Consider the following 24,298-nt stretch of genomic DNA (forward strand, 5'->3'; position numbering starts at 1 on the left):
TTACGGAGTGTCGAGCGGCGCTGGGGAGTTCCAGGTCAGGGTCACCGAGAAGTTGGCCTCGGTGGCGGTGCTCGCGATCACGATGTCCGCCTCGGCCGACAGGGAGACCCCGAACTCCAGCGTGATCTCGTCCGGCCGGTGGACGAGACCGCCCAGCCGGCTCACGAAGCTGTCCGCGACCGGCCGGATGCCGTCCAGCATCTCCCCGAAGGAGCGCGACGCCCGCGCGACGGCGCCACCGCCGCGCCCGACCCTCGCCAGCGACTCGTCCACCTCGCGGATCTGCACGCGCAGCACCCCGTCGGTACCGTCCCCCAGTGGGACTTCGACCGTACGCACCTCGGTACCCATGCTCCGACCACCTTCCCCCGTTGTCCGGTTTCCCGGTTGCCCGGCAACTTTCCCATGACCATGGGGAGTTGCGGCAAGACCGCGAGCGATGTGCGCGGGGATGGCCGAATCGGAACCACCGGGAGGCGGACCGCGACGGTCCTCCCGCCACCGCCCACCGCCCCCCGCTCACCGCGCAGTTACCAGGGGCCGACGCGTCGACCTCGGTCGGAGCCGGGGTCGAGAACCGGCAGGTACCGTCCCACCGGGGCCGGCCCCTGGGCGCGTGGGTGCTCGGCGGGGCCTGGGTCCTCGAACCGTCCGGCTTCCCGCGCGGCCTGATTCCGGCCGTGCTGCTCCTCATCGCGGGGCGCATCGGGTGCGCCGAGCGAGGAGCCGGCCGCACCGCGGCCCGAGACCGGCAGCCCCTGGGTGCCGACCGGTGGGCGGCGTCCGCCCGGAGTCCGTCCGGCGGTCGGCGTGGCCGGGCCGGGGTGGCCCTCGCGACAGGGCCACCCCGAGCGGACTCAGCCCTGCTGCGCGAGCCAGTCGGTGTAGCGGGTCTCCGCGAGGCGGGCGTCGGGGCCCGGGAGGAGGGTGGCCTCCTGAAGCCGGGCGCCGAAGTAGGGGGCGGCCGGGTCCGCCACGACCGTGCGCGGGTCACCCTTGTCCGCGAGCCCCTTGCGGATGAGCTCGTCCAGCCGGAACGCCTCGGGTCCGGCCACCTCCACGATGCCGTTGACGGGGCTGCCGACGGCCGTGCGGCCCACGGCGGCGGCCACGTCGTCGGAGTGGATGGGCTGGATCCTCACGGGGGCCAGGCGCACGGTGTCGCCGTCGGTCGCCGCATCCGCGATGCCCTTCATGAACTCGAAGAACTGCGTCGCGTGGACGATGGAGTACGGGATCCCACCGGCTGTGATCAGCTCCTCCTGCGCCTGCTTGGCACGGAAGTAGCCGCTCTCCTGGAGCAGCCGGGTGCCGACCACGGACAGTGCGACGTGGTGGGTCACGCCGGCGTTCGCCTCGGCCTTCAGGAGGTTGGCGGTCGAGGTGCGGAAGAACCTCAGGACGGCCTCGTCCTCGAACGAGGGGGAGTTCGACACGTCGACCACGACCGAGGCGCCCTCCATGACCTCGGCGAGGCCCTCGCCCGTCAGTGTGTCGACGCCGGTGTTGGGCGCGGCCGCCACCGCCTCGTGGCCGTGTTCGCCGAGCCTGGCGACCAGCTTCGAGCCGATGAGTCCGGTGCCACCGATCACTACGACCTTCATGGGGGTGATCCTCTCGCGGAGATCCTTCTGACCTGTCCGGGGCGGTCCGATCGGCCGCTCGCGCGCACCGGCCGGTCCCGCCCCACACGGGTAGACCGGACGGCCGGCTGATCTGTGACGCGGCACCCGGGTGAATCTCCGGAATCCCCCGGGGAGCGCAGCGCGGCCGGTCACCGCGACCGCGACGCGCGCCCCGGGGGACCTCAGCCGTCCAGGGACGCCACGAAGGGCGACACCTTGGCCGGGTTCATCAACCACATGATCGTCTCGATCCCCTCGGTGGACACGTCCACGCAGAGGAGGGCCGTGGTGGCCCCGGCCGACGATATGAGAACGGCAGGCCGGCCGTTGGCCTCGACCCACCGGAGTTCCGTTCCGGGCCAGAACCGCGGGGCGAAGGCCACCAGGTACCTGGCCACGGGGAGACGCCCGACGACCGGGATCCTGGACGCGCCGCGCGTTCCTCCGCCGTCGGAGTAGCTGACGACGTCCGCGGCCAGCACCTTCTCCAGCACCGCGAGGTCGCCCGTCTGCGCGGCGCTGAGGAACACCTCCAGAAGGCGCCGGTGCTCGGCGGAGCTGACACGCTCCCGGCGTGCGGCGGCCAGGTGCTTGCGCGCCCGGCTCACCAGCTGACGGGTGTTGGCCTCACTGGTCTCCAGGATGTCCGCGATCTGCCGGTAGGGGTAGTCGAAGGCCTCCCGGAGGACGTAGGCCGCCCGCTCGACCGGGTTCAGCCTCTCCAGGAGCCGGAGGACGGCCAGTTCGAGCGCCTCGGCCCGCTCGGCCCCCACCTGGGGATCCGCGCCGGTGTTGACCGGCTCGGGCAGCCACGGACCGACGTACGACTCGCGCCGGACCCGGGCGGACTGGGCGAAGTTGATGGCCAGACGGGTGGTGACGGTGGCCAGGAACGCGGCGGGTTCGAGGATCTCCGCGCGGTCGGTGTTCTGCCACCGCACCCATGCTTCCTGGACGATGTCCTCGGCCTCGACCGTGCTGCCGAGCACCCGGTAGACGATGCCGAAGAGTCGCGGGCGTATCGCGAGGAAGTCCTTCGCCGCCCGGTCGAGCGAATTGGCGTCGGCGCCGGCGTCCATGATCGTCCCTTCCAGCCGTGAGGGCCTCATGGTACAAGCCGTTCGAGTACGGTGCGCACGCGGTCGGGAGAGATCGTCCTGAGGGTCGGTCCGAGCTGAAACCCCCTGTGGTCAGCGGTCGTTCGCGACCTGCGGACGTCCGTGTCACAACGCCGGGGAGTGTCCGGTCATTGTCGTCGAACGGCTGGGGAGCGCGGCGGCCGGGCCTCCGCCGGACGGTGCGCCGCCCCCGGAACGGTGAACCGACGGAGGGGTACGAGGCAATGACGGTCAAGGACACGGCGCACGGGCACGGGCACGCGAACGGAGCCGACCACGGTGGCGCGTCGGAGGGTTGGACGAGGGCGGCGACGATGCTGCAGGACGCCTCGCCGATCACGGTCCCCGAGGGGGCCTCGGCGATGACCGTCCACATCGAGTGGGCACCCGGCGACCCCGGCACTCCGCCGCACCGCCATTCGGGGCCGGCCTTCGGGTACGTCGTCGAAGGCGCCGTCCGCTTCGAACTCGAAGGCGAGCCCGAGCGGGTGGTCGAGGCCGGCGGCACGTTCTGGGAGCCGGGCGGTGACGTGATCCATTACCAGGACGGCAACGCGCTGACGGACGCCCGGACCCGGTTCGTGGTGACGATGATGTGCGCGCCGGGCAAGCCCATGCTCGAACTGGTCGACCAGGACGAACTGGAGAAGCGCGTGCACCTGCGTGCGCCCCGGCCGACCGGGGACCGCTGACCGGTCGGCGTGCCGCGATCGTCGGCCCGCTGGTCCGTCGGCCAGCCGTGACCGCCCCGCGCGACGTCGGGCCGGCGCTGCGAGGGCCCCGGCAGCATCCGCGCCCGACGGTTCGCCGTCGTCGTGGCGGAGGGGGGAGCCGCCGACACGGGAGCGGGCCGGTGAGCGGGAGTCAGCCGGCGGTCCGCGAGGGCGGGGTGTCCCCGGAACCACCTGCGAGGGGGATGTCCGCGACCGGTTCCCAGGAGAGTTCCCAGGCCGACTCGCCGTCCGGCCGGGGGGACAGGCGGAACTGCACGTCGAGCAGGCGGAGGCCGGTGAAGCGGAGGCGCGCGTGGCTCGGTGCCAGGCTCCGCAGCGCCGTCTGCAACGCGTCGGAGGACGCCTCGGCCCAGGCGTAGCCGAGCGAGATGTGGTGTCGGCCGCCGTTGTGGAGCAGTGCGCCGGGCCCGCGGACTTCGCGGATCGCGTCGCGGACCCGCTCGCGCAGCTCGACGAGTCCGTCGTCGGGGGCCAGGTCCAGGAACGCGCCGAAGCGGTTGGCGATCGGGGAGCCGGCCGTGACCTCCAGCGGGCCCGTGGCGGCCACGTGCCTGTGCAGGGCGGCGACGAGGTCGTCGCGCTCGTCGGCCGTGATCCTGTCCGCGGTGGTGTCGGCGATCATCTCGACGGTGCAGTGCAGCGTGTCGTCACCGATCGGGGTGATCGGGTAGGAGCTCATCTCGCTTCGGCACGCGCCGACCAGGCGGGCCAGCGGGCGGTTGCTCCACACGTCCGGGACGGCGTAGACGTGCAGGACGCGGGCGCCGTCGGGCCACGGCGCGCCCTGGAACCTCGGAACGAACTTCTCCACGATCACGACTCCTCGGCATCGGCATCGGCATCGGTGTCGGCGGAGTCGAAGTCGGTCGGTGGAACCCGGTGCCGGGACCTCCCAGGGGCCGCCGAGAGGCTCCGACGCCAGGGTGTCCAGTCTGCCGTGGAGGGTGGGGCGGCACCTCCGGTTTCGTGATTTCCGGCGGCCACCCCCGGTCCGGAGGCTCCGCGCCCGCAGGTGCCGACCGGCCGGCTGGTCGGCCGAGGTCGGAAAATCGCACCGGAAGTCGATCACACGCGAGACTTTCGGAGACAGCCCCTCGCCACGGCCCCTCGCGACAGTGGTCCCCATGCACGAAACGACGACCAAGCGACGCAACGGCTGCCTGATCGGCTGTGGGGTGATCGGGGTGCTCCTCCTCGTTCTCCTCGCCCTCGGAGGCTGGCTGCTCTACAGCAACTACCGCGACGGTTTCATCGAGGGGAAGGAGTACGACGCCGTCCAGGTCGGCACCCCGGAGGCGGACGTCCGCCGCGAACTGCCGGACGGCGAAAGCTTTTTCACCAGGATCCTCGCCGAGGACCTGAGCAGGGGCGAACCGGCCGTGCCCGAGGGTTCCGGGTGCCTGCGCCTGCTCTCCACGGAATCCGCAGAGCGGAACGACGACGTGATCGTCTTCCGGTTCTGCTTCCGCAACGGCACCCTGGCGGAGAAGACCTCGTACACCGTTCGGGGCTGACGCCGCATCAGGCCGTTCCGGCGCCGCGGGCGGTGCGCGACCGGTGCCACACGCCCTCCTCACCAACCCGCGATCCGGGCGACGAAGAAGAGCACGACGCAAACCACGAAGACCGCGACCACCATGATCGGCCACGGGCCCCACGCCCGGCGCAACTCCGGAGACTCCGGGGTGGAGATGCCGGCGGTGGTGCTGCTCTCCGCGGGCGGCGTCTCCTGGGGAGTCGGGCCGGCGGCCGGCCGGGCGGTGTCGTCGCCCGACCGTGTGGCGGCCGCGGCGGAAGCGGCTCCGCCCCGGACCCGCCCGCCGTCGGCCCCGGTCCCGTGGCGCTCCAGGAAGGCGAGTGTCGACAGGAGGTCGAGTTCCTCGCCCGGCCCGGCAGGCCCGTGGACACGGGTGAAGAGGAATCTGCCGTCGTCCGAGAAGAACGACTCCACGGCGAGGCCGGACCGCGCGAACCGGAGGGTCCTCCGTGGTCGTGGAGCGGCGTCCTCCACCGACCATCCGAGGGCCGCGGCCCTCGCGTGCAGATCGGGTCGCTCCAGGCTCCCGGGCGTCCGCGAACCCCGGGGCGTCTGCGAACCTGCTGTCGCCATGATCGGCCTCCCGTCCCGTGGGCGGGCTGCGCCGTCCACGTCACCCGGCACGTCTACCCGAATGTATGCGAATCAATCGTGCGGGGGAGTTCTGCCGCCGCCGGCCCGCCCGACCGCCGGCCCGACCGCCGGCCCGCCCGCCCGGGTGCGCCGTCGCCGCTGACGAGGGCGCTGATCTGCGCGTCCGCCCCGTGGCTTCCGCCGGGCCCCGGAGGTGCCCCGCCGGGTTCGGGCCGTACCCTGCCGGAGCGGGCGTAGCGCGTACTTCACCCGGACGCGGTGGGTGCGAGAGAGTGGGCACATGGACAGCTTGGACTTTCGCAGTGGCAACCTGGACGCTACGGAAGCCTTCCTCTCATCCGCGTACACGCCGATGCGGATCGGGGGGTCGGTGAGCGACGCCCGGGTGCGGATCAGCCGGCGAGCGATGGGGTCGCTGAGCGTGGACCGCCTCGTGCTCGGCTACGACATGCGGTACGACGCCGGCAGCCTCGGAAAGGTCTGCCTGATCAGCATGCACGCCGGTACGCTCGTGGACCGGACCGGTGGCCGCGAGACGGTGTTCGGCCCGGGGGAGACGTTTCTCCTTGCCCAGCCCGACCTTCCGTACCAGGGAGAGGTGCGGGCAGCGCGCTACACCATCGCGATGTTCGACACCGTCCTGCTGGACCGGATGGCCGTCGCCGGCGGGACGGCCGGGCCGGGGCCGGTGAGGCTGACGGCCCCCAGGGCGACCACCGCTGACGGGAACGACCGGCTCACCGCCGCGGTCCTCTACCTGCGGGACGCCGTGCTGAACGATGCGGGGTCCTCCCCGGGCGCCCTGGTCGTCTCCACCGCGGCGCACCACCTGGCCGCAGCCGTGCTGTCCGCGCTGCCCCACACCGCCAGGACCGCGCCCGCTCGCGTCGACACCCGCGACGCCGGCAGCGGCACGCTCCGACGGGCGGTCGCGTTCATCGACGACAACGCCCACCGCGACCTCACGCTCGCGGACATCGCGACCGCCGCCAGGGTCACCCCGCGCGCACTGCAGTACGCGTTCCGTCGCCACGCCGGGACCACACCCCTCGGCCATCTGCGCCGGGTCCGCCTGGAGCGGGCGCACGCGGACCTCGCGGCAGCGGACCCGTGCGACGGTGCGACCGTCACGGAGATCGCCATGCGCTGGGGGTTCGCCCACCCGGGCCGCTTCGCCGACATGTACCGCAGGGCGTACGGCCGGGCGCCCTCGCTCACGCTCCACGGGGACCGTACCGGCCGACGATGACTGCGGGCGGCCGGGAGCCGGTTCGCGGCGAGCGGCCGGTCAGGACGGCGTGGACTCGGTGGCGGGCCGCACCCCCAGGAGGGCGCTGGTCTCCGTCAGGTGCAGCAGTCTGCGCAGCTGGTCCCGAGGTGAGGCCACCTGGAAGGTGACGCCCAGGCCGGCGGCGGTCAGCCGGCCTCGGAGGAGTTCGTTGAGTCCGGCCGACGCGCAGAAACTCAGCTCCCCGCAGTCGACGACGAGGGTCGTCGGCAAGGGGGTGGCACCGAACTCGTCCTCCAGGGCGGCGCGCAGGACGGCGGCCGTGTCCATGTCGGCATACCCGTCCAGTGCCACCTGCCGTACACCGGGCGCGGTTTGACGGCGGGTGATGCGAAGTCCGGATTCCACTGCTGCCTTTTCCTGAACACGGCCGACGCTTGCTCCGCCCCACTGTGCCGTGCCCCGGCGCTCCTCGCAGCACCGGGAACGAAGCCGGCCGGCCCCTAGGCCGGCCGGAAAACGAAACCGGGGCCCCGGGCCGCTGCGTCCGGTGGGTACGGGTGCCGTCGAGGTATCCCGGCGCACCCGGCTCCGCGGCCCGGGACCGGGCGTCGCGGCGTGCGGCGGGTTCAGAGGCGTGCGGCGGGTTCAGAGGCGTGCGGAGGGTTCAGAGGGCCCCGCAAACCCGGGGCGATCGAGTGGCGCCGCGCGGTGGCCCCCGTCGAAGCACGCCGGCCCGACTGCGGCGCGGGCAGGTCGGGGCAGGGGCGGTGCGATCCGAGTCCGCCGTTCCGGGGACGACGTGGACGGACCGGCTCGAACGCGGGCGCTGAGCGGGTGGCCGTGAGGACCCGCGCACGGCGCCGGCCGCCACCCCACCGCGAACAGCGGTGGGGTGGCGGCCGTGGAGGGCCTGCTCCCTACGGTGGGACACGGCTGCGGAGGCACCGGGTAAGGGGCCCGGTCCCACGCGGCCCGCACGGGCCACGAGGCGGCGGCCCGGTCCACTGCGGACCGGGCCGCCGTAGGGGTGCGCCGTCAACCGTCGGCTTGCCCAGGTGTCCCGGAACCGCGGGTTCAGGGACCGTCGAAGTAGCGTCGCTCCTCGACCATGGGCTCCTGGACCACGCGCGAGCCGCCGAGCGCCCGCCGGCGGCGCAGCGCCCGGGCGTAGACCGCGATTCCGAGCAGTCCGGCGACCATCAGGATGATGCCGACCACGTCCACGTTCACACCGGAGAGCTCCCAGTCGACGGCGAACGTGAGGATGGCGCCGGCCGCGAACAGGATGATGCATCCGCCGATTCCCACAGGTCTGTCCTTTCTCCGAGCTGACCGGTGTCCGGTCAGGAGGCGATCAGGCGGTCCAGGACGCTGCGGAAGTCCCGCATGGCGAGCCTGAGTTCCTCGGTCGACCCGGCCCCGGTGCCGGACCCGCCGGATCCCTTGGCGGCTGCGTCGACCATCGGGCGCAGGGCCGCGCGGCGCTGCGCCACCGCCTCGGCCACCTGGTCGGCGGTCCGGCCGATCAGGTCGTCGGCGCGGGTGACGGCGCCGGCGGGGTCGTCGACGAACCCGGCCTGCACGGCGCCCCACTCGGCGGCGATCACCTCGACCCGCTGCCGGTCCAGCCAGCCGCCGGGGGTCGGCCGGGCGGCGCCGTGGGCTCCGGCGTGCGTGGCGGTGTGGGCGCCGGCCTGCGGACCGGGGTCGGCCTTCGTCATGGCCCCGGCCGGAGCCGCGGCGGCGTCGGTACTGCGGGCGGCCACGTCGTGGGCGGGTGCCGCACCGTGCGCGGGCCGGTCGTGCGCGGGCCGTACGTGCTCGGCGGGTGCGGCGCCTGCGGCCGGGCGGTCCGGCCCGGCCGGGGTCCCCCCGGGGACCTGCTCCGGTGCGCGGCCCGGCGTGTGGTCGGCTGCGTCGTGCGGCAGGTGCACCGGGGTCTGCGCGACGGCGAGCCGGGCCCGGCCGTCGGGGGCCGTGCCGGGTGCGGCGGGCGGTGCGGCGTGAGTCGGGGGCACGTCCGGTACGGCGGTGGGCGGCTCCGCGGGCAGGGCGGGAGCGCGATGGGTGTGCCGGGTGTCCGTCATGACGGTCCTCCTCGTTCGAGTGCTTCGGGTGCGTCGGGTGCGTCGGGTGCGTCGGGAACGGAGCGCGCGGGGCGCGGAGTGCGTCGGGCGCGGGGCGTCAGCGCGTCGCGAGTGCGCCCTGGCGGGTCCGGTGCAGCAGCTCCTGGGCGAGGTCGCGGACCGCGATCAGGGCCATTCGCAGTGCCTCGCTGTCGCCGGCCTCGCCGCCCTGGGCGCGGACCAGCGTCCGGCGGGCGGTGCGGTAGCGGGCGAGCGCGGCGGGGTGGTCGACGGAGACGGCTTCCAGCCGGCCCTTCTCCGGGTACCCCATGCGGCCGAGCACGGTGTCCAGCAGGCTGTCGGCCTCGGCGACCGCGCGCAGCGGGTCCTCGACGAACAGCGCCTGGAGGCCCTGGAGTTCGGCCGCCGCCCGATCGCGGTCGGCGGCGTCGAGCGGGGTGATCCGCAGGCTCCGGTGGCGGGAGATCCGGTCGGAGAGCTCCTGCTCGGCGAGCCGGACCTGCCCGTCGTGGCCCAGCACGGCGTTGTCGTACTCGGGTCCGAAGCGGGCATGCAGCCTGCGGGAGCGCAGTCGTGGCAGCACGACCGCGAGCAGTGCGGCCAGCACGAGCAGTGCGGCGATGGCGATGTAGCCGGGTTCCATTCTCCGGGTCCCTTCCCTCGGTGCTGCCCTGCCCGGCTCCGCGCCGGGTGGCCTGCCGAGGGCCCGTCTTGCCCGATCCGCCGGGCTCAAACTCCCGGTGGCACAAGGACCGTGGTCGCGGGCCCGGAGGGGCCCGCCGGGTGCGGAGCCGGCGCCAGGGCCGCCGACGCCGCGTCAGGGCGTCGGCGGGGCCGGGCCCGGAGGGTTGCGGGGCGCTCGGGATCGGCGACGCGGGCCGTCACGACAGGGGGCCGCCGGTGGGACCGGCCGCCATCCGGCGCATGACCTCGGCCGGGAGTGCGGGCTGGGCGGCGGCCTCGGCCGCGGTGCAGGAGTCCAGCAGCAGCCGGACCAGGACCCGTGCCGGTAGCCCGGGGTGGGCAGCGGCGGCCTGCCGGATGTGCCGGTTCGGGTCGTCGAGCAGCCTGACCGCCGAGGCAGCCCCGAGCCGCGGGTCGGTGGCGGCCCGGTACCGCACCTCCGGGTCGGCGTCCCGGCTGAACCGCTCGACCAGCCCGGCTGTCGAGGCCGGGTCCTCCAGCGCGAGCCTCCGCATCCGCGGATTCGGGTCGTCGGCGTGGCGCAGCAGGTCGGTGCGGGGGAAATTGGGGTGGCCGAGCGGTCGGTCGGGACGGGTGAGGCTGCCGGTCCACCACTGCCACACGCTCATCAGCATGTCGGCCGGCGCGTCGTCGCAGGACTCGGCGAGGAAGAGCCGGACCACGCGGTCCTCGTCACGGGCGAGGCGATCGACCACGTCGGACGGAAGGCGGCGGGCCCGGGCGACGCTCCGCCGGATCAGCGGGTGGCCGGAGGCGGCCAGCCGGCGCATGGCGTCGGGATCCTCGTGCAGGGCCACGACCCAGTCGAGTGCCGACGAATGGGCCGATGGGTCGAACGCGACCACGACGGCGGCGCGTTGTTCCTCGGTGAGGTCGTGGCGCAGGGCCACCCGGTGGCGTACGGCCTCGTCGGGGTCTCGGCCGAGCAGGTCGACCAGGTCAGGGTCCAGCCGAGGGTTGTCGGCGAGGGCGCGGCGCTGGTTCGCGGCGCCGTGGCGGGCCAGGTGCCCGGCGAGGTCGCGGTCCAGTCGGCAGGTCTGCAGTGCGTCGGTGTCCAGGCCGTCCTCGGCGTCGAACACGGCGCGGGTGAGGGGGTGGTCGATGTGGTGCCGGTGCCGCGCGTGGGTGCGGACCCTGCCGTCGGGGTCGGTGAGCAGCACCTCGCGGGCCGGGCCGTCCAGGTGGGGCCAGGCCCGGCGGCAGGCGGCGGCCCGGACCGTCGGGTCGGGGTCGGCCGCTAGGTCGGCGAGCAGGTCGGCGGGAAGCCCGGGCAGCCGGGCGGCCTCGGCGCGGACTCGGGCCTGGGAGTCGGACGCGAGCTGTCGGCAGGTGTCCGGGGGGAGTTCCCTGCCGTACTCCGCCGCCAGCATGGTGACGACCCAACGGGTCCGGGTGGATCCCGCGTCCCGGAGCACCTGGGCCCAGTGTTCGGGGCCCAGGCCGGGTTGGTGTTCGAGGGTGGAGATGCGGATGGCTCGGTCGGGGTGGCCGAGTGCCTTCGCCAGGGCCTTCGCGGGCATCCGGCGGTAGAGGATCCACCCGGTGCGATCCACCAGGTCCTCGTACAGGTCCTCGGGCAGGGCGGGGTTGCGGCCGAGGCCGTCGGTCCACGCCCGGCCCAGCGCCTCGGACGGTCCGGGGCCGTCGACCAGGGACGTCCAGGCGGCGGCGCGCTCCTCGGCCGTCTCGGTGACCTCCCGCGCGGCGGAGGTCTCCTGACGCTCACGGACCCGCTCCACGGCGACCAGCCGGGCGATCGCGTCCTCGGAGGTCACACCGAGCAGGGTGCCGCCGTCCGGCGAGGCCGTCAGGAAGGCGGGCCGCCCGCGGGGGGCGCCCAGGACGCCGGCGAGGTCCCAGTCCTCGGTGAGGCGCACCCTGGTCCAGTGGCGGCAGCCGCAACTGCCGGACGAGCCGGGGACGTCGATCAGGAACGCGCCGTCCGCGCCGAGGATTCCGTGCTCGATGGCGAACCGGTGCCACCGCGCGTTCAGTGCGACGACGGCGTCGGGACGGTCGAGTCGTACGGTCGTGGCGGGTTCGACCTCGCCGGACAGCACGGGACGCCAGGCGGCCGACGGTGTCAGGGCCTCCGGGTCCGACCGGTCGCTGATGGTCTCCAAACCGGCCCGCTTGAGAAGGTCGGGGAGGTCGGGCAGTTCCGGCAGCTCGGCGTTCGCACTCGTCATGGCGGCCATCCTCGCCGATCGACGGCCGGGACCGGTCGACGGGCCACCGCGAAGGTGCGGCCGGACGGTGCGGCCCCCGGCGCCGTCTCAGCTGCCGGAGGCCGTCACGGACCGGGCGAGTTCCAGCATGGCTTCGTTGTCCGCCTTCACCGCCGTCAGCTCCGGCAGGCGCCGCCGGATCAGCTCGTTCTCGTACGCGGTCTCGACGGTGAACCACGTCCCCACCACGTTGGTCCGGGCCTTGCACTCGACGTCGGCGGTGGCCGTGGCGATCTCCTCCGCGGTCGCCCTGGCGGTGGCCGCCCACCGCGGGTCCTTCAGGGCGTCCCCGGGCGTGGCGTAGGAGTGGCCGCGGTCGGCCATGCAGCGTGACCAGTCCTGGAAGGCGGCCTTGACCCGGGGGTCCTTCATCGAGCGCTCGAAGCCCTCGTAGTTGATCCCCACCGCGACGTCGGCGTCCCGGCCGGTCCCGCCGCGCGAGGTCAGTTCCTTCTGCGCGGCCCCGATGCATCCGCCGGGCGGGAGCGGCTTCCCGCGGAGCGTGGAGGCGGATCCCGGGGCGGGTTTGCCGTCCGGCCCGAGGCCGGAGCCGAGCACCGTGGTGAGGTCGGCACTCAGGGAGGGCGCTCCGGTCGGCTTCTTCCCGCGGTCGGGGTCGGGCGAGTGGTAGCCGTTCACCGTGACGTCGGCGATCTCGATCGGGTCGTACCGGTGGGTGGTCTGGGTCTCGGCGGACGCCCCGGCTCCGTCCGGGCGGGTGTAGTCGAGACCGAACCCCCGCACGCACCGGGCGACCAGCACGGTCTGCGCCGCGTCGTACTGCCGGAACTGCTCCCCGCTCAGCAGGTAGGCCTCGATGGGCAGCGTCCGGTCGTACACCCGGTTCAGCAGGGGGACGTCCCCGATCGCCGGCGGCTCCATCGGGGCGAGGGAGGAGGTGGGCGCGGCCTCGGTAGCGGCGGGGCGGGAGGCGCAGCCGGCGAGGAGGAACAGGGGGACCAGCAGCAGGGCGGGCAGCGAACGGCGGAGGGATGTCATGGCGGGCTCCTCGGGAACCGGCCCGCTGGGTGGTGCGGGCGTTCGGGGGTGGGGCCGGTCCGGGTGCCGGGCCCCCCGGGGAGGGGGCCCGGCACCCGGTCAGGGCCGGGTCAGCGCTCCCAGCTCTGCGAGTGGTTGTTGTTGCGCATGTTGACCGAGCCGCCGTTCCACGGCACCGCGCCCAGGTTCACCCACTGGTCGTGGGGCACGTACTGGTTCGGGCCGGAGTTGCGGATGCTGTACTCGCGGTAGTGGACGCGCAGGTTCCACGAGTGGTCGAGGTTCTGCACGGAGGCGGCGTTGTTCACGACGGCCTGGCCGTTGCCGGCCCCGCCGCCACCGAAGTAGCCGTCGTAGTTGCCGCCCTCGCCCTTGCCGAACTTGGCGCCCTGCAGGTTGGGGCTGTAGTAGACACACGCGTCGCCGGTGACGCAGCCGCCGCTGCTCGCGAGAGCCGGTCCGGCGGTGCCCAGGAGCACCGTGCCGAGGGTGACCGCGGCCAGCGCGGCGGCCGCCATCTTCTTTGTCATGTCACTGCCTTTCGGTGGGTGGACAAGGAATTACCTGCGCTCCCGCTATCGGGAGCGAGGTCATTGCCTGGCCATGTCCGGGCCGATTTCCGCCCGGCGATTGACGACTCTGCCCGAGGGGTGGGGTCGATCCAAGGGAAACCGGCCTCCTTGAGACGTCTCAACCGTCGCCGACCCGCTGACGTGGGGTTTGAGAATATTTCACGTCCTACTGTGAGACGCCCGGGATTCGGTCGCCGGGGGATTCGGCCCGTTGTTCCCCTGTTTCTTGTTGGACCACACCTGATCCGCTTCGGGGGATATGCCCCGCACTGATTAGCCCGCAGTGCGGAAGAATCACGCGGTCCGGGTGGCAGTGGCGGTCCCGGCGCGGGCGCCGGAAATTCCACGGCATATCCGGAGGCTCCACGGAGCGGCTTCCGGAGCGGCTCGGAGGGGAGCCCCGCCGCGGCCGTGCCCCGGCGGCCGGCCGGCCCCAGGGCCGTCACGGCGTCCGCAGGGCCTGTCGTAACCGCTGCGCCGTCCCCGCTGCGCCGTCCCCGCTGCGCCGTTGCGCGGGCTTCGGTGGAAGGGGGTGCGGGTGGGGGAGGTCGTCGTGCCGTGACGGCCCTGGAGGGGGGATCCTGCGGCGTGTGCCTCTTGCCGGCCGCGGTTCCGCCGATTTCACGCGGCTTCATCCCGGTTCGACCTCCATGGCCTCCAGGAAAAGGTTATGGGGCGAAAAGGTCGGCCATGGACATGGCGGCCGGCTCGAAAAGATCCGGGTCGGATTCGATCCGTTCTGTCGGACGCCGCCGGGGAAGTATGCGGGGGCGGGAATCCCGGTGAATCCGGAATAGTGGATTCCGATATTCGAGGATGGCGGCGGGGCGAAGGATCGAAACCCGACCGCGGGCCGGCCGAACGGCCGCGAAAAACCGGAACGGGGTGCTCCGAATTGTGCCCGCCCGGTATTCGCCGAGGAATCCCGCGAGCCGCCCGCCCGTGGCAGGCCGCGCGGTCGCCAAAGGGGCGGGGTGCTGAATCGGCCGGGGGAGAACCGGGCGTCGCATGCGGCCCGCTCGACCGTCGCCGCCCGCGGCGGACAGCGGGCACTGCGGGTCACGCCACCCGTGTCACCGGTCGCCCCGGTCCGGCACCGCCTCGGGGTGTCCCCGCGCTGCCCGGGCCCCGCCGTCCACCCCCGTCGGTGTGCCGGGAGAGGATGCCGGGGCCGATGTCGCCGCAGGGAAGAGAGCTGTCGTGGAAGAGACCGAGTCCGTCGACCTGATCCGCCTGGCCGACCGCCCCGGGCTCGGTGGCCAGAGCGTCAGCGTGCGGGTGACGGGCCGGAGTGCTCCGGGCGCTCTCCTGGGCCACGACTGGCTCGACTGCGAGATCGTGATCACTACCGAGGTCGTCCACGGCTGCCTCCCGGTGGTGCTGACCCCGGACGACGTCGAGGACTGGGAGAGGAAGCTCGACGAGCTCGCCGGCGGGCGGAGCGCCTCCTGGCCGGACTCGGGACGCGGTCCGGAGCTGACCGTCCAACCGACACGGAACGGCGGAATGTGGGTGTCGGTCGGCGATCCCGAGTCCTCGGGAGTGGTGGTCAAGCTCCCTCTGGCCCCGGCGGCCGGGTGGGTCGAGGAGCAGCGAGCCCTCCTGGCGCGCGTGTCCGGGGTGTTCCCGCGAGAGACCGTGGAGACGTCGCCCGGAGTGTTCGTGTGGCGCCGGTAGCACCTGGCCCGACCTCGGAGCGGCAGGCGGCCCGGCCCCTGGGTCGTCTGCCGGGCGCCCCGAGACGGGCGTCGCCGCCCAGGACGGCCGTCCGCCGAACTGCCACGTGCGGACTTCTGCGCCGGCGCACCGCCCCGCCAGGCTCGGAGGTGTCACGTGCCGGTCGTCACTCCGGGTCGAGGAACTGTTTCAGGGTGCGCCGCTTGGGCGGCTGGTGGTCGATCACCTCGACCAGCTCGGCCACACCGATCCGGACGTGCAGCGTGCCGGAGTGCGACTCCAGCGCGACCAGCCAGGCGCCCCTGCCGAGCCGGTACACCAGCCTGCGGTACGGCTTGCGCTCCGACAGCAGGCTCGGCACGTACGACCGCGCCAGGCTTTCCGCCAGTTCGTGAGCGTTCGCCGCATCGCGGGCCGGGTGCCGGGCGGCCAGGCCCCACCGGTGGTCGTCCTCCCCCCAGGTGTTCTTGGACTCCTCCTCCACGAGCACCTGCCACACGCCGTCGGACACCATGTCCACCACCCCCGGCTCCACTCCTACCCGGCGGCGTACGGGCCACTCCGCCCGCTCGGGAACCGGCGGCCGGCGTCGGCGTGTACGGCGCCGGCCGGGAGCGCCTACGCGCGGGGCGGACGGGTGGCGGTGTCGAGGTAGAAGGCGTCGATGGTCTGGACGGCCCGCTCGAACTCCTCCAGGTTGACGGGCTTGGTCACGTAGGCGTTGGCGTGGCTGCTGTACGCGCCGGTGACGTCGTCCGGGGCCGAGGAGGTGGTGAGGACGACGACGGGGATGGTCCGCAGGTCCTCGTCGGCCTTCAGGACCTTCAGCAGGTCCCGGCCGTTCATCCGGGGCATGTTGAGGTCGAGGACGATGAGGTCGGGGCGTACGCTGTCGGGCGCGCGCAGGTGCTCCAGTGCGGCGAGCCCGTCGGTGACCTGGATCAGGTTGCGGGTACCCCGCTCGGTGAGGGCCTCCTCGATGAGCATGGCGTCGGCCGCGTCGTCCTCGACGAGCAGGACGTCGAAGGGGCGGGCGGGAGAGGTCATCATCGGTTGCTCCGCAGGGTTGTCGTTCGAGTGGGGGAAGAGCCCCGGCCACCGGCGGCGGGCGCCTTGGCGGGTCATGCCGCAGGCGGCGCCGAGCTGGGGATAGCCGGCGCCCGCGCCGGCGGCGGCGGCCGCCGCCTCTTGCTGGAGCCGTACTGTGGCCTGCTGAAGGTGGTCCAGCAGGTGCAGCAGGCTCAGCGACCGCGCCGGGCCGTCCGTCGCAGGCGGCGAGGGGTCTTCCAGCAGCTGAAGAGCAAGACGCCGCGCAAGGTGGGCGACCGCGGCGTCCGCGACCGCTGCCGTCTCCTGCGGAGTGGTCCGCAGGACGAAGTTCTTGCCAGGCATATCCGCACTCTAGGCCCCTGCTTGACCCCGCGACAACAAGCGTTGTCGGATGCCCTCTACAGTGAGCGCTGCGCCGCTGGACGCGGCCGCCACACCGGAGGAGCTCAGAGGATGACCGGCTACGACAGGCCGCCGCGGACGCGGAGGTTTTCCACGTGGACGACCAGGCGATGGCTGCGGGTGGGTGCGGCCGTCTCCCTGGTGGTGTTGGGCCTTCTCGGTGTGACCGGAGCATGGGTGCTGGAGCGGACGGCGTCGATCAGCGAGGACCTCGTGGACGTCAAGTCGCCCGCGGTGACCACGGCGTTCCGGTTGGAGTCGGCCCTGCTCAACCAGGAGACCGGCATCCGGGGGTACGGGCTCACCGGCAACCCCGAGTTCCTCGAACCCTACCGGCAGGGAATCACCGAGCAGGAGACCCACGTCGCACGACTCGCGGTCCTGCTCCGGGACGACGACGACGCCCTCGTCGACCTGGCCGAGGTCGAGGGGCTGATCTCGACGTGGCAGGAGAGGATCGCCCGGCCGACCGCGGCCTCGCCGTCCGGGGCACCGTCACCGCTGGTCGTCGAACGGGCGGCGGAGGGCAAGAGCACGTTCGACGCGGCGAGGTCGGCGCTCCTCAGGCAGCAGGAGCGGCTGCGCGCGGACCGGGTCGAGGCGCGGGACGACCTCACGCGCATCATGGAGCTGAGGAACTGGATCTTCACCGCGATCGCCCTGGTGATCGTGGTCCTCACGGTGCTGATCTTCGAAGGGCTGCGCCGCGGCATCACCACTCCGCTGGAACGGCTCGGGGCCGACGCCCGTGCCGTCGCCGGCGGCGACTTCGACCACCCCATCGCGTCCGTCGGCCCCGCCGACCTGCGCCGGCTGAGCAGTGAGATCGACTCCATGCGCCGGCGCCTGGTCCAGGAGCTCGCGTTCACCGAGGAGGCCCGCCTGCGCCTGGACGCGCAGGCGGCCGAGCTCCAGCGCTCCAACACCGAGCTGGAGCAGTTCGCCTACGTGGCCTCCCACGACCTGCAGGAGCCGCTGCGCAAGGTCTCCAGCTTCACCCAGCTCCTCCAGCGGCGGTACGGCGGGCAACTCGACGCGAAGGCGGACCAGTACATCGGGTTCGCGGTCGACGGCGCCAACCGCATGCAGACCCTCATCAACGACCTCCTCGACTTCTCCCGCGTGGGGCGGCTCCACCACGCCCACAAGGAGGTCGACCTGACCGCGACGCTGGAGCAGACCCTGGCCACGCTCAGCGTCGGTATCGAGGAGGCCGGCGCGCTCGTCACCCACGACCCGTTGCCGACGCTGGTCGCCGACCCCACCCAGATGGGGATGCTCTGGCAGAACCTGATCGGCAACGCCGTCAAGTTCCGCCGGCCCGGCCGGGAGCCGAAGATCCACGTCTCGGCCGAGCGGGAGGGGGAGCTGTGGCGGTTCGCGGTGACCGACAACGGCATCGGCATCGCGCCGGAGTTCGCGGAGAAGGTCTTCGTGATCTTCCAGCGGCTGCACACCAAGGACGCCTACAACGGGAGCGGCATCGGCCTGGCGTTGTGCAAGAAGATCGTCGACTTCCACGGCGGCACCATCGCGGTCGACCCCGAGTACCGGGACGGGACCCGGATCACCTTCACCCTCGCCTCCGAGGCCCCCGAGATCGCGGACGGTCCCGAGCTGCGGGAAGCCACCCGCGTCGGCGCGGAGCCGGCACGATGACCGCGGCCCTGGCAGCCGCCACCGGGGCGGCCTCCGACGAACCGGTCTACCGCATCCTCCTCATCGAGGACGACGAGGGCGACGCCCTGCTCGTGGAGGAACTCCTCCACGACACGGAACTGCGCTTCGAGCTGACCGTCAGCGCCACGCTGGCCGCGGCCCGCACGGTGCTGGCCACCAGCCCCGTCGACTGCATCCTCCTCGACCTGCACCTGCCCGACGCGTCCGGCACCGCCGCGCTCACCGCCGTCCGCGCGCTGGCCCCGCACACGGCCGTGGTCGTCCTGACCGGGCTGTCCGAAGCCCGGGCGGGCACCGAGGCGATGGCCGCCGGCGCCCAGGACTACCTCGTCAAGGGCATGGTCGTGGCCGACGTGCTGCGCCGGACGGTGCGCTACGCCGTCTACCGCAGCCAGACCGAACGCGCCAACATCGAGGCCCAGGCCGTCCGCCTGCGGGCGGAGGAGAACGCCCGCCTGGAGCGCGGCCTGCTGCCCCCGCCGATCCTCGACACCTCCCGGGTGACGGTGACCACCCGCTACCTCCCCGGCGTCACGACGGCCCTGCTCGGCGGGGACTTCCTCGACGTCGTGGAGGGCGACGACGGACTGCTGCACGCCGTCGTCGGGGACGTCAGCGGGCACGGGCCCGACGCCGCCGCACTCGGCGTCCTCCTGCGCATCGCCTGGCGCTCCCTCGTCCTCGGCGGACACCGGGGCGGCGACCTGCTCCACCTGATGGAACGCATCCTCGTCGCCGAGCGCGGCGGCCCGTCCATGTTCGCCACCTGCACCCTCCTCACCCTCGACCAGAACGCGGCGACCGCCACCCTCCATCTCGCCGGTCACCACGAACCCCTCCTCACCACGGCGGAGGGCACCCGGGAGCTGACCGCCACCCACGGCATCGCCCTGGGCCTCCTGCCGGGGCTGCGCGACTGGCCCTCCACGGTCGTCCCGCTCCCGGCCAACGCGGCCCTGACCCTCTACACCGACGGCCTGACCGAGGGCCACAACGGCACGATGGGCGAGCGCCTCGGCGTCGAGGGGCTGCTCACCCTGATCGGAAAACTGCCGCCGACCGATCCGGCCGCCCACGTGGACCTCGTCATCCAGGAGACCCACGCCCTGAACGCCGGCCGTCACACCGACGACCTCGCCGTTCTGCGCCTCGACTGGGACAACCGGTAGCCGACGGTCCGGCGGGCAGCCCCCGCCGGACCTCCGGCAGAGCGTTCACCGTCAGGTGAGTGCAACGAGCGGGCGGTGGACGTTGCATTCGATCCAGAGTCCATTGCAATGAAAATATTGCCATGAGCTGCATGAATGGCGCTTCTTTGCAACTGTCGTGTTGCTTGAGCACTGAAGGCAACGTAGCGTTTCCTTCATCGGAAACCGCATGGGCGGTTCGTAAGGTGGTCATCGACGGGGGCGGATCATGGAGACAGCGCAGAGCCGGAAGCAGGCCGAGCCCGGAGCCTTCACCGCCTTCGCCCGCTTCGTGCTCTGCGGCGGCGGGGTGGGGCTCGCCTCCAGTTTCGCCGTGACGGCCCTCGCCTCCTGGACGCCCTGGATCCTGGCCAACGCCCTGATCACCGTGGTCTCCACGCTCCTCGCCACCGAACTGCACGCCCGCTTCACCTTCGGCGCGGGCGGCCGCGCGACCCGGCGCCAGCACGCGCAGTCGGCCGGCTCGGCGGCGGCCGCGTACGCGGTGACCTGCGCCGCGATGCTCGCCCTGCAGCAACTGGCGGCCGCGCCCGGAGCGATGCTCGAACAGGCCGTCTACCTGTCGGCCTCCGCACTCGCCGGTGTCGCACGGTTCGCGGTGCTGCGCCTGGTGGTCTTCGCGCGGAACCGCTCGCAGGCGGCCCCCGCCCCCATCGCCCGTCCGGTGTACGCGACCGTGGCCCGCTCCTCGGCCCCGGCCGGCCCCGCAGGACTCTGCCGCGCCGCCTGAACGTCCCGGGCCGGGCGCCGCGAAGCCGCCGCCCCGCTCCCGGCCCGGGCCGCCTGCGGGCCCTGCTCCCGCGCCAGGCCCGGGCCCATCACCTTCAGCAGGTCGCCGGGCATGCCCAGTCCGCGGACCCCGGGGCCGCCCGGGTTGGTCTGGAGGATGCCACGCCGTCTCGAAGGGTCGGTCGACGCGATGCGCGAGACGGCGATCTCGATGGTGCGCCCGTCCGGCTCGCCGTAGTCGAGGGGGACGGTGAGGCGCGCGCACCGCGTGCCGCTCGCGGTGCGCGCGGCGTCCCGGCAGGCCGTCCAGTCGACCGGTCGGTGGCGGTACCGGTCCAGACCGTGTCCTTCGGCCGCCGGGCCCCCGACGCGGTCGAGGTGGCCGGCACCGGCGGGGCCGGGGCCGCCGGCGCCGCAGGCGGGGAGGTCGTGGCGACGGCGGCGACCGACAGGACGAACGTGCCGAGTGCGGTGGCTTTGCTCACGGCTCGCCAACGTACGGGTCCGACACCGGGCCGGGCGCGTACGTCGTGGAGTGTCGCAGGGCCGGGCCGCCGAGCACTCCGAACAGTGCAGCCACGCGACCGGGGATCAGGCACCGGCCCGCTCCGGAAGGTGGGCCCGACGGACCGTCGACCCTCGCGAAACCCCAGGTCGGAGGGGACTGTCAGTGCCCCGACCTAAGGTGGGAACAACGTTGGAGGGGGCGCCGGAAAGGCGTCGAAGAAGCGTGGGAAGAGGGGCAGTACCTTGTCTGCGAACCGGATCAAGCACAAGGTCAACCACGTCTCGCTGGTGGTCGACAACTCCGGCTCGATGCGCCAGCACGAGGCACAGCTCGTGCGCGTGGTGGACGAGTTCGTGAAGGGCCTTCAGGAGGAGTCCGACCGGCTCGGTCACGAGACCCGCATCAGCCTCTACGCCTTCGATCACGAGGTGCAGAACCTGGTCTGGGACATGGACGTCAAGCACCTGCCGTCCCTGCGGGGCCTCTACGAGGTCAACAACGGTGCGACGGCGCTGATCGAGGCGGCCGTGAAGTCCGTCGACGACCTGAAGAACATCTGGGAGGGGTACGGGGAGCACTCCTTCCTCCAGGTGGTCGTCACCGACGGCGAAGAGAACGCCTCGGGCTTCTCGGAGTCCGGCCGGATGCACACCCGCCTGGGCGGCAGCCGGGGCAAGGCCGTCCTGAGCACGTGGATGGACCGCATCCGGAGTGCCATGGACGACCTTCCCGACCACTGGACCTCGGCGATCCTCGTCCCGAACTCCCTGGCCAAGCGCACCGCCCAGGAGTACGGCTTCCCGGCGGGCAACATCGCGATCTGGGACGCCGACTCCAGCAAGGGCGTCGAGGAGGCCATCGGCACCGTCAAGAAGGCTGCCACGGACTTCCTGCGGGGCCGCGAGCAGGGGGTGCGCGGCACCAAGAACCTGTTCTCCATGGGCCAGGACCTGAGCACGGCCGAGGTGAAGGCCAGCCTCGACGCCCTGGACACCGGCAAGTACGTCCTGATCCCGGTCGACGAGCAGTCACCGATCCGCGACTTCGTCACCGGCGCCGGACACCCGTACACCACCGGATGCGCCTTCTACGAGCTGTCCAAGCGCGAGAAGATCCAGGGCACCAAGCAGCTCGCCGTGGCGGAGAAGGACCCGGCCACCGGCCTGATGACGGGCAGGGTGTTCTCGGGCCCGGCAGCCCGCCGGCTTCTCGGCCTGCCGAAGTCGGAGGCGACGGTGAAGCCGGGCGACAACCCCGAGTACACCGTGTTCGTCCAATCGACCTCCGTCAACCGGAAGTTGGTGTCGGGCACCAACGTGCTCGTCATTCTCTAGCCGGGGACGGCGTCCGGGCGCGGGCCCGGCCGACAGCGTCCCGGAGTCCGTCGGTCGGGGTGGCGGCGGAGGTGGTCGGGCAGTCCCACGCGCCGCCGGCCGGGCCCGCTGACGGGTGGCGACGAGGCTCCTGTCGGCCGACGGCCGCCGACGTGACCGGGCTGCGCCCCTATATCGGTTCGGTGCGGGTCCGTGGCATGTCACACTGGCGATCATGAACACCTCCGACCGGCTCCCGCTGTGGCAGCCCTTCTCCGAGCCCGCCACCACCGCCCCCGTCCCGGCCCCGGCCGGAGCCCGGCCGTTCGCCGTCGAGCTGGCGCCGTTCCTGGAGCCCTACCTCGACGACTTCGAGCCCGCGGCGGGCCCCGCGGCCGGCTGACCGGGCGTTCGGCCGCCCGGGCCGCCGTGCCCGGACGGCCGAAGGGCCCCGATCGCTACGTCACCAGCGGGCCGCCTTGGCGTGGAAGGTCAGCCCCGGCCAGGCCTCGACGGGCTCGGCCGAGTACACGATCTGGCCCGCACACAGGCGCCGCTCGGCGAGGCCCTGGACGATCTTCGGGATCGCCGCGAGCGTCGTCGGCAGGCCGTCGTGGAGCAGGACGATGCCGCCGGGCTTCACGGTGAGGGCGTTCGCCACGACGGTCTCGGTGGGGATGCCGCTCCAGTCGACGGTGTCGGTCGTCCAGATCACCTCCGTCATCCCGAGCCTGGACGCGTCCTGCCTGGTCCGCGCGTCGGTGCTGCCGAACGGCGGCCGGAAGAGCGTCGGTGCCCGGCCCGTCTGCGACCGGATCACGCGGCTGGTGTCCTGCAGCTCGGCGAACGCGGTGGGCGCGTCGAGCTCGACCAGGTTGGCGTGGGTGTACGAGTGGTTGCCGATCCGGTGGCCTTCCGCGGCGATCCGCGGGGTCCCGTCCGGGCGCGTCTGGGCCAGGCCGCCGGTCACGAAGAACGTGGCCCTGGTGTTCCCGGCGTCGCGCAGCGCCTTCAGGTACGCGGGTGTACTCGCCGTCGGACCGTCGTCGAACGTGAGTGCCACGTAGCCCCCGGAGCAGCGCCTCCCCGCGTCGTCGTGCCCTGTCCGCGCGGTTTGTGCGGCCTGCGCGGTCGCCGGTGCCGTGGCGAACGCCATCAGTGCGGCCAGGGTGACGCCGAGCCGGACCCGGGACCTCCCGCGTGTCGTCCTGCTGTCCTTCGTCCGGGCCTCTGCCGCTCCTGCTGCTCTCGCCGCTCTCGCTGTGAGCTTCACTCCGGGTGTCCTCTCGATCGCCGGGTCGCCGAATCGCCACGGCCGGTCGGGGAGGTCCGTGCGAGGCCGAAAGCTCCGCGCACGGTCGTGCGGGCTTCGGTCGGGCACCATTGAACGCGAGCGGAGCGGCTCCGCGATACGGCAAACGCGGATTCCGTTCCCGGACCGGACACCTTGGTGACGTATCGTCAAATCACGGTCACGAAAACGTCGGTGGGGGCTCGGCGGGTCGTGCCGGGTCTGCCTCTCGCCCCGGTCCGGCGGTCCGCAGGCGTCCGTGGGCCCGCCTCAGGGGGAGCCCGTCAGGTAGCCGCGGAGCTGTTCGACCCGCAGGGTGTCGTACCGAAGGCGATCCGGTGGCGGGCGCCGGTGAGCAGGGCCGAGCCGGACGTGAGGGTGGCCGAGGTGGTGGGTTCGTGGGTCCAGCCGTCGAGTGCGAGGTCTCTGACACCCGTGAGGACGAGTTCAACTACCCGGGCCACTACGCGGCGGTCCAGTACCAGTGCGCCAAGTGGCACGGCTCCGCGAAGCAGGCCGACGCGTTCGCCGACCGCGCGGCCACGGCTGCCCCGGAGAGCAGCCTGCTGGCCGGGATGCGGCTGATCGCGCTGCACGAGCACGAGCCGGACGGCGCGGAGGAGACCTACTGGTCCACCCCGTACGCGCAGGCTGCCGTCGATGCCGCCCGCCGGGCCGTGGACGCGGCACCCGCCGGTCACCCCCGCGCCGCCGAGATCCGGCACCTGCTCGCCTGGTGCTACGTCATGACGGAGCGGCCGGTCGAGGCGATGGCACAGTTCCAGCTGGTCGACGGCTACGTGAACGCCCTGCCCTGGCGCTACGCGGAGGACTCGGCGGGGTACTTCTGCTACACCCGGGCCGCCACCGCCTTCGCCGCCGAGAGGCAGCTCGCCGCCTGACCCGGGCCGCCCCGGGCCGCTCCATCGGTCAGGCCCGGCCCGCGGCCCGGCCCGTGACGGCCGCCCCCGCAGTCCGGGGGCGGCCGTCCACGTCGGACCCACCCCCGC

At 73.1% G+C, this 24,298-nt stretch carries 25 protein-coding genes; 10 read left to right on the forward strand and 15 right to left on the reverse strand.

All coding sequences use genetic code 11. The annotated features are described in order from the left end of the window. The 3 genes from PUR56_RS22515 to PUR56_RS22525 all read right to left on the reverse strand — a co-directional run bounded on the left by PUR56_RS22515 (position 1) and on the right by PUR56_RS22525 (position 2,704). On the reverse strand, positions 1 to 351 hold the full coding sequence (locus tag PUR56_RS22515; RefSeq protein WP_329883798.1) for a CU044_2847 family protein: 351 nt from the start codon (positions 349 to 351) through the stop codon (positions 1 to 3). 506 nt (positions 352 to 857) lie between these two features. Beyond that, a complete protein-coding gene (locus PUR56_RS22520; protein ID WP_329950237.1) occupies positions 858 to 1,604 on the reverse strand; it encodes an SDR family oxidoreductase in 747 nt (248 codons plus the stop codon). A 203-nt stretch (positions 1,605 to 1,807) separates the two neighbouring features. Next, on the reverse strand, positions 1,808 to 2,704 hold the full coding sequence (locus tag PUR56_RS22525) for an RNA polymerase sigma-70 factor (protein ID WP_329883822.1): 897 nt from the start codon (positions 2,702 to 2,704) through the stop codon (positions 1,808 to 1,810). 353 nt (positions 2,705 to 3,057) lie between these two features. Here PUR56_RS22525 and PUR56_RS22530 point away from each other — a divergent pair, with 353 nt between their 5' ends. After that, complete coding sequence (locus PUR56_RS22530) at positions 3,058 to 3,435, forward strand: cupin domain-containing protein (RefSeq protein ID WP_329883823.1); 378 nt, start codon at positions 3,058 to 3,060, stop codon at positions 3,433 to 3,435. Positions 3,436 to 3,607: 172 nt separating this feature from the next. On the opposite strand, the gene PUR56_RS22535 is transcribed toward PUR56_RS22530, so the two are convergent. After that, complete coding sequence (locus PUR56_RS22535; protein WP_329883800.1) at positions 3,608 to 4,288, reverse strand: hypothetical protein; 681 nt, start codon at positions 4,286 to 4,288, stop codon at positions 3,608 to 3,610. A gap of 313 nt (positions 4,289 to 4,601) precedes the next feature. On the opposite strand from PUR56_RS22535, the gene PUR56_RS22540 reads away from it, so the two are divergent. Next, positions 4,602 to 4,991 (forward strand): hypothetical protein, encoded by a 390-nt coding sequence (locus PUR56_RS22540; RefSeq protein WP_329883802.1) that lies wholly within the window; start codon positions 4,602 to 4,604, stop codon positions 4,989 to 4,991. 59 nt (positions 4,992 to 5,050) lie between these two features. Here the strand turns inward: PUR56_RS22540 and PUR56_RS22545 are convergent, their stop codons facing one another. Continuing rightward, positions 5,051 to 5,587: a DUF6480 family protein gene (locus PUR56_RS22545; protein ID WP_329950238.1), complete on the reverse strand. Its 537-nt coding sequence runs from the start codon at positions 5,585 to 5,587 to the stop codon at positions 5,051 to 5,053. Positions 5,588 to 5,888: 301 nt separating this feature from the next. Here PUR56_RS22545 and PUR56_RS22550 point away from each other — a divergent pair, with 301 nt between their 5' ends. After that, positions 5,889 to 6,857 carry a helix-turn-helix transcriptional regulator gene (locus PUR56_RS22550; RefSeq protein ID WP_329883804.1) on the forward strand — a complete coding sequence of 323 codons (969 nt, stop codon included), beginning with the start codon at positions 5,889 to 5,891 and terminating at the stop codon, positions 6,855 to 6,857. Positions 6,858 to 6,896: 39 nt separating this feature from the next. Here the strand turns inward: PUR56_RS22550 and PUR56_RS22555 are convergent, their stop codons facing one another. The 7 genes from PUR56_RS22555 to PUR56_RS22585 form a co-directional block, all read right to left on the reverse strand. After that, positions 6,897 to 7,421 (reverse strand): STAS domain-containing protein, encoded by a 525-nt coding sequence (locus PUR56_RS22555; RefSeq protein WP_329950239.1) that lies wholly within the window; start codon positions 7,419 to 7,421, stop codon positions 6,897 to 6,899. Positions 7,422 to 7,913: 492 nt separating this feature from the next. After that, complete coding sequence (locus tag PUR56_RS22560) at positions 7,914 to 8,147, reverse strand: DUF6458 family protein (RefSeq protein WP_329883806.1); 234 nt, start codon at positions 8,145 to 8,147, stop codon at positions 7,914 to 7,916. A 35-nt stretch (positions 8,148 to 8,182) separates the two neighbouring features. Then, on the reverse strand, positions 8,183 to 8,926 hold the full coding sequence (locus PUR56_RS22565) for a hypothetical protein (protein ID WP_329950240.1): 744 nt from the start codon (positions 8,924 to 8,926) through the stop codon (positions 8,183 to 8,185). A gap of 97 nt (positions 8,927 to 9,023) precedes the next feature. Continuing rightward, positions 9,024 to 9,569 carry a hypothetical protein gene (locus PUR56_RS22570; RefSeq protein ID WP_329950241.1) on the reverse strand — a complete coding sequence of 182 codons (546 nt, stop codon included), beginning with the start codon at positions 9,567 to 9,569 and terminating at the stop codon, positions 9,024 to 9,026. Between the two features lie 238 nt (positions 9,570 to 9,807). Then, positions 9,808 to 11,820 (reverse strand): PE-PGRS family protein, encoded by a 2,013-nt coding sequence (locus tag PUR56_RS22575; RefSeq protein WP_329950242.1) that lies wholly within the window; start codon positions 11,818 to 11,820, stop codon positions 9,808 to 9,810. An 87-nt stretch (positions 11,821 to 11,907) separates the two neighbouring features. Further along, positions 11,908 to 12,858 carry a hypothetical protein gene (locus tag PUR56_RS22580; protein ID WP_329950243.1) on the reverse strand — a complete coding sequence of 317 codons (951 nt, stop codon included), beginning with the start codon at positions 12,856 to 12,858 and terminating at the stop codon, positions 11,908 to 11,910. 110 nt (positions 12,859 to 12,968) lie between these two features. Further along, positions 12,969 to 13,388 carry a hypothetical protein gene (locus tag PUR56_RS22585; protein WP_329883812.1) on the reverse strand — a complete coding sequence of 140 codons (420 nt, stop codon included), beginning with the start codon at positions 13,386 to 13,388 and terminating at the stop codon, positions 12,969 to 12,971. Positions 13,389 to 14,630: 1,242 nt separating this feature from the next. Between PUR56_RS22585 and PUR56_RS22590 the strand changes: the two genes are divergently transcribed. Then, complete coding sequence (locus tag PUR56_RS22590; RefSeq protein WP_329950244.1) at positions 14,631 to 15,107, forward strand: DUF5959 family protein; 477 nt, start codon at positions 14,631 to 14,633, stop codon at positions 15,105 to 15,107. 166 nt (positions 15,108 to 15,273) lie between these two features. On the opposite strand, the gene PUR56_RS22595 is transcribed toward PUR56_RS22590, so the two are convergent. Further along, positions 15,274 to 15,630, reverse strand: a complete 357-nt coding sequence (locus PUR56_RS22595; RefSeq protein WP_329950245.1) for a hypothetical protein — start codon at positions 15,628 to 15,630, stop codon at positions 15,274 to 15,276. 95 nt (positions 15,631 to 15,725) lie between these two features. Beyond that, positions 15,726 to 16,499: a response regulator gene (locus PUR56_RS22600; protein WP_329950246.1), complete on the reverse strand. Its 774-nt coding sequence runs from the start codon at positions 16,497 to 16,499 to the stop codon at positions 15,726 to 15,728. Between the two features lie 111 nt (positions 16,500 to 16,610). Between PUR56_RS22600 and PUR56_RS22605 the strand changes: the two genes are divergently transcribed. The 5 genes from PUR56_RS22605 to PUR56_RS22625 all read left to right on the forward strand — a co-directional run bounded on the left by PUR56_RS22605 (position 16,611) and on the right by PUR56_RS22625 (position 22,400). Beyond that, a complete protein-coding gene (locus PUR56_RS22605; RefSeq protein ID WP_329950247.1) occupies positions 16,611 to 18,218 on the forward strand; it encodes a sensor histidine kinase in 1,608 nt (535 codons plus the stop codon). Further along, positions 18,215 to 19,408 (forward strand): PP2C family protein-serine/threonine phosphatase, encoded by a 1,194-nt coding sequence (locus tag PUR56_RS22610; RefSeq protein ID WP_329950248.1) that lies wholly within the window; start codon positions 18,215 to 18,217, stop codon positions 19,406 to 19,408. Before PUR56_RS22605 ends, PUR56_RS22610 begins: the two co-directional genes overlap by 4 nt. Positions 19,409 to 19,655: 247 nt before the next feature. Continuing rightward, positions 19,656 to 20,177: a hypothetical protein gene (locus PUR56_RS22615; RefSeq protein WP_329950249.1), complete on the forward strand. Its 522-nt coding sequence runs from the start codon at positions 19,656 to 19,658 to the stop codon at positions 20,175 to 20,177. A gap of 749 nt (positions 20,178 to 20,926) precedes the next feature. Beyond that, positions 20,927 to 22,018 (forward strand): vWA domain-containing protein, encoded by a 1,092-nt coding sequence (locus PUR56_RS22620; protein WP_329883820.1) that lies wholly within the window; start codon positions 20,927 to 20,929, stop codon positions 22,016 to 22,018. Between the two features lie 214 nt (positions 22,019 to 22,232). Further along, positions 22,233 to 22,400: a hypothetical protein gene (locus tag PUR56_RS22625; RefSeq protein ID WP_329950250.1), complete on the forward strand. Its 168-nt coding sequence runs from the start codon at positions 22,233 to 22,235 to the stop codon at positions 22,398 to 22,400. 60 nt (positions 22,401 to 22,460) lie between these two features. On the opposite strand, the gene PUR56_RS22630 is transcribed toward PUR56_RS22625, so the two are convergent. Then, positions 22,461 to 23,153, reverse strand: coding sequence for a polysaccharide deacetylase family protein (locus PUR56_RS22630; protein ID WP_329950251.1), 693 nt, complete (start codon positions 23,151 to 23,153; stop codon positions 22,461 to 22,463). Between the two features lie 533 nt (positions 23,154 to 23,686). On the opposite strand from PUR56_RS22630, the gene PUR56_RS22635 reads away from it, so the two are divergent. Next, the gene (locus PUR56_RS22635) at positions 23,687 to 24,190 is read left to right on the forward strand and encodes a hypothetical protein (RefSeq protein ID WP_329950252.1); all 504 of its coding nucleotides are present in this window, start codon (positions 23,687 to 23,689) and stop codon (positions 24,188 to 24,190) included. The last annotated feature ends 108 nt before the right edge of the window (positions 24,191 to 24,298 follow it).

Origin of the sequence: Streptomyces sp. BE303, assembly GCF_036290945.1 — a bacterium.
GTDB lineage: Bacteria > Actinomycetota > Actinomycetes > Streptomycetales > Streptomycetaceae > Kitasatospora.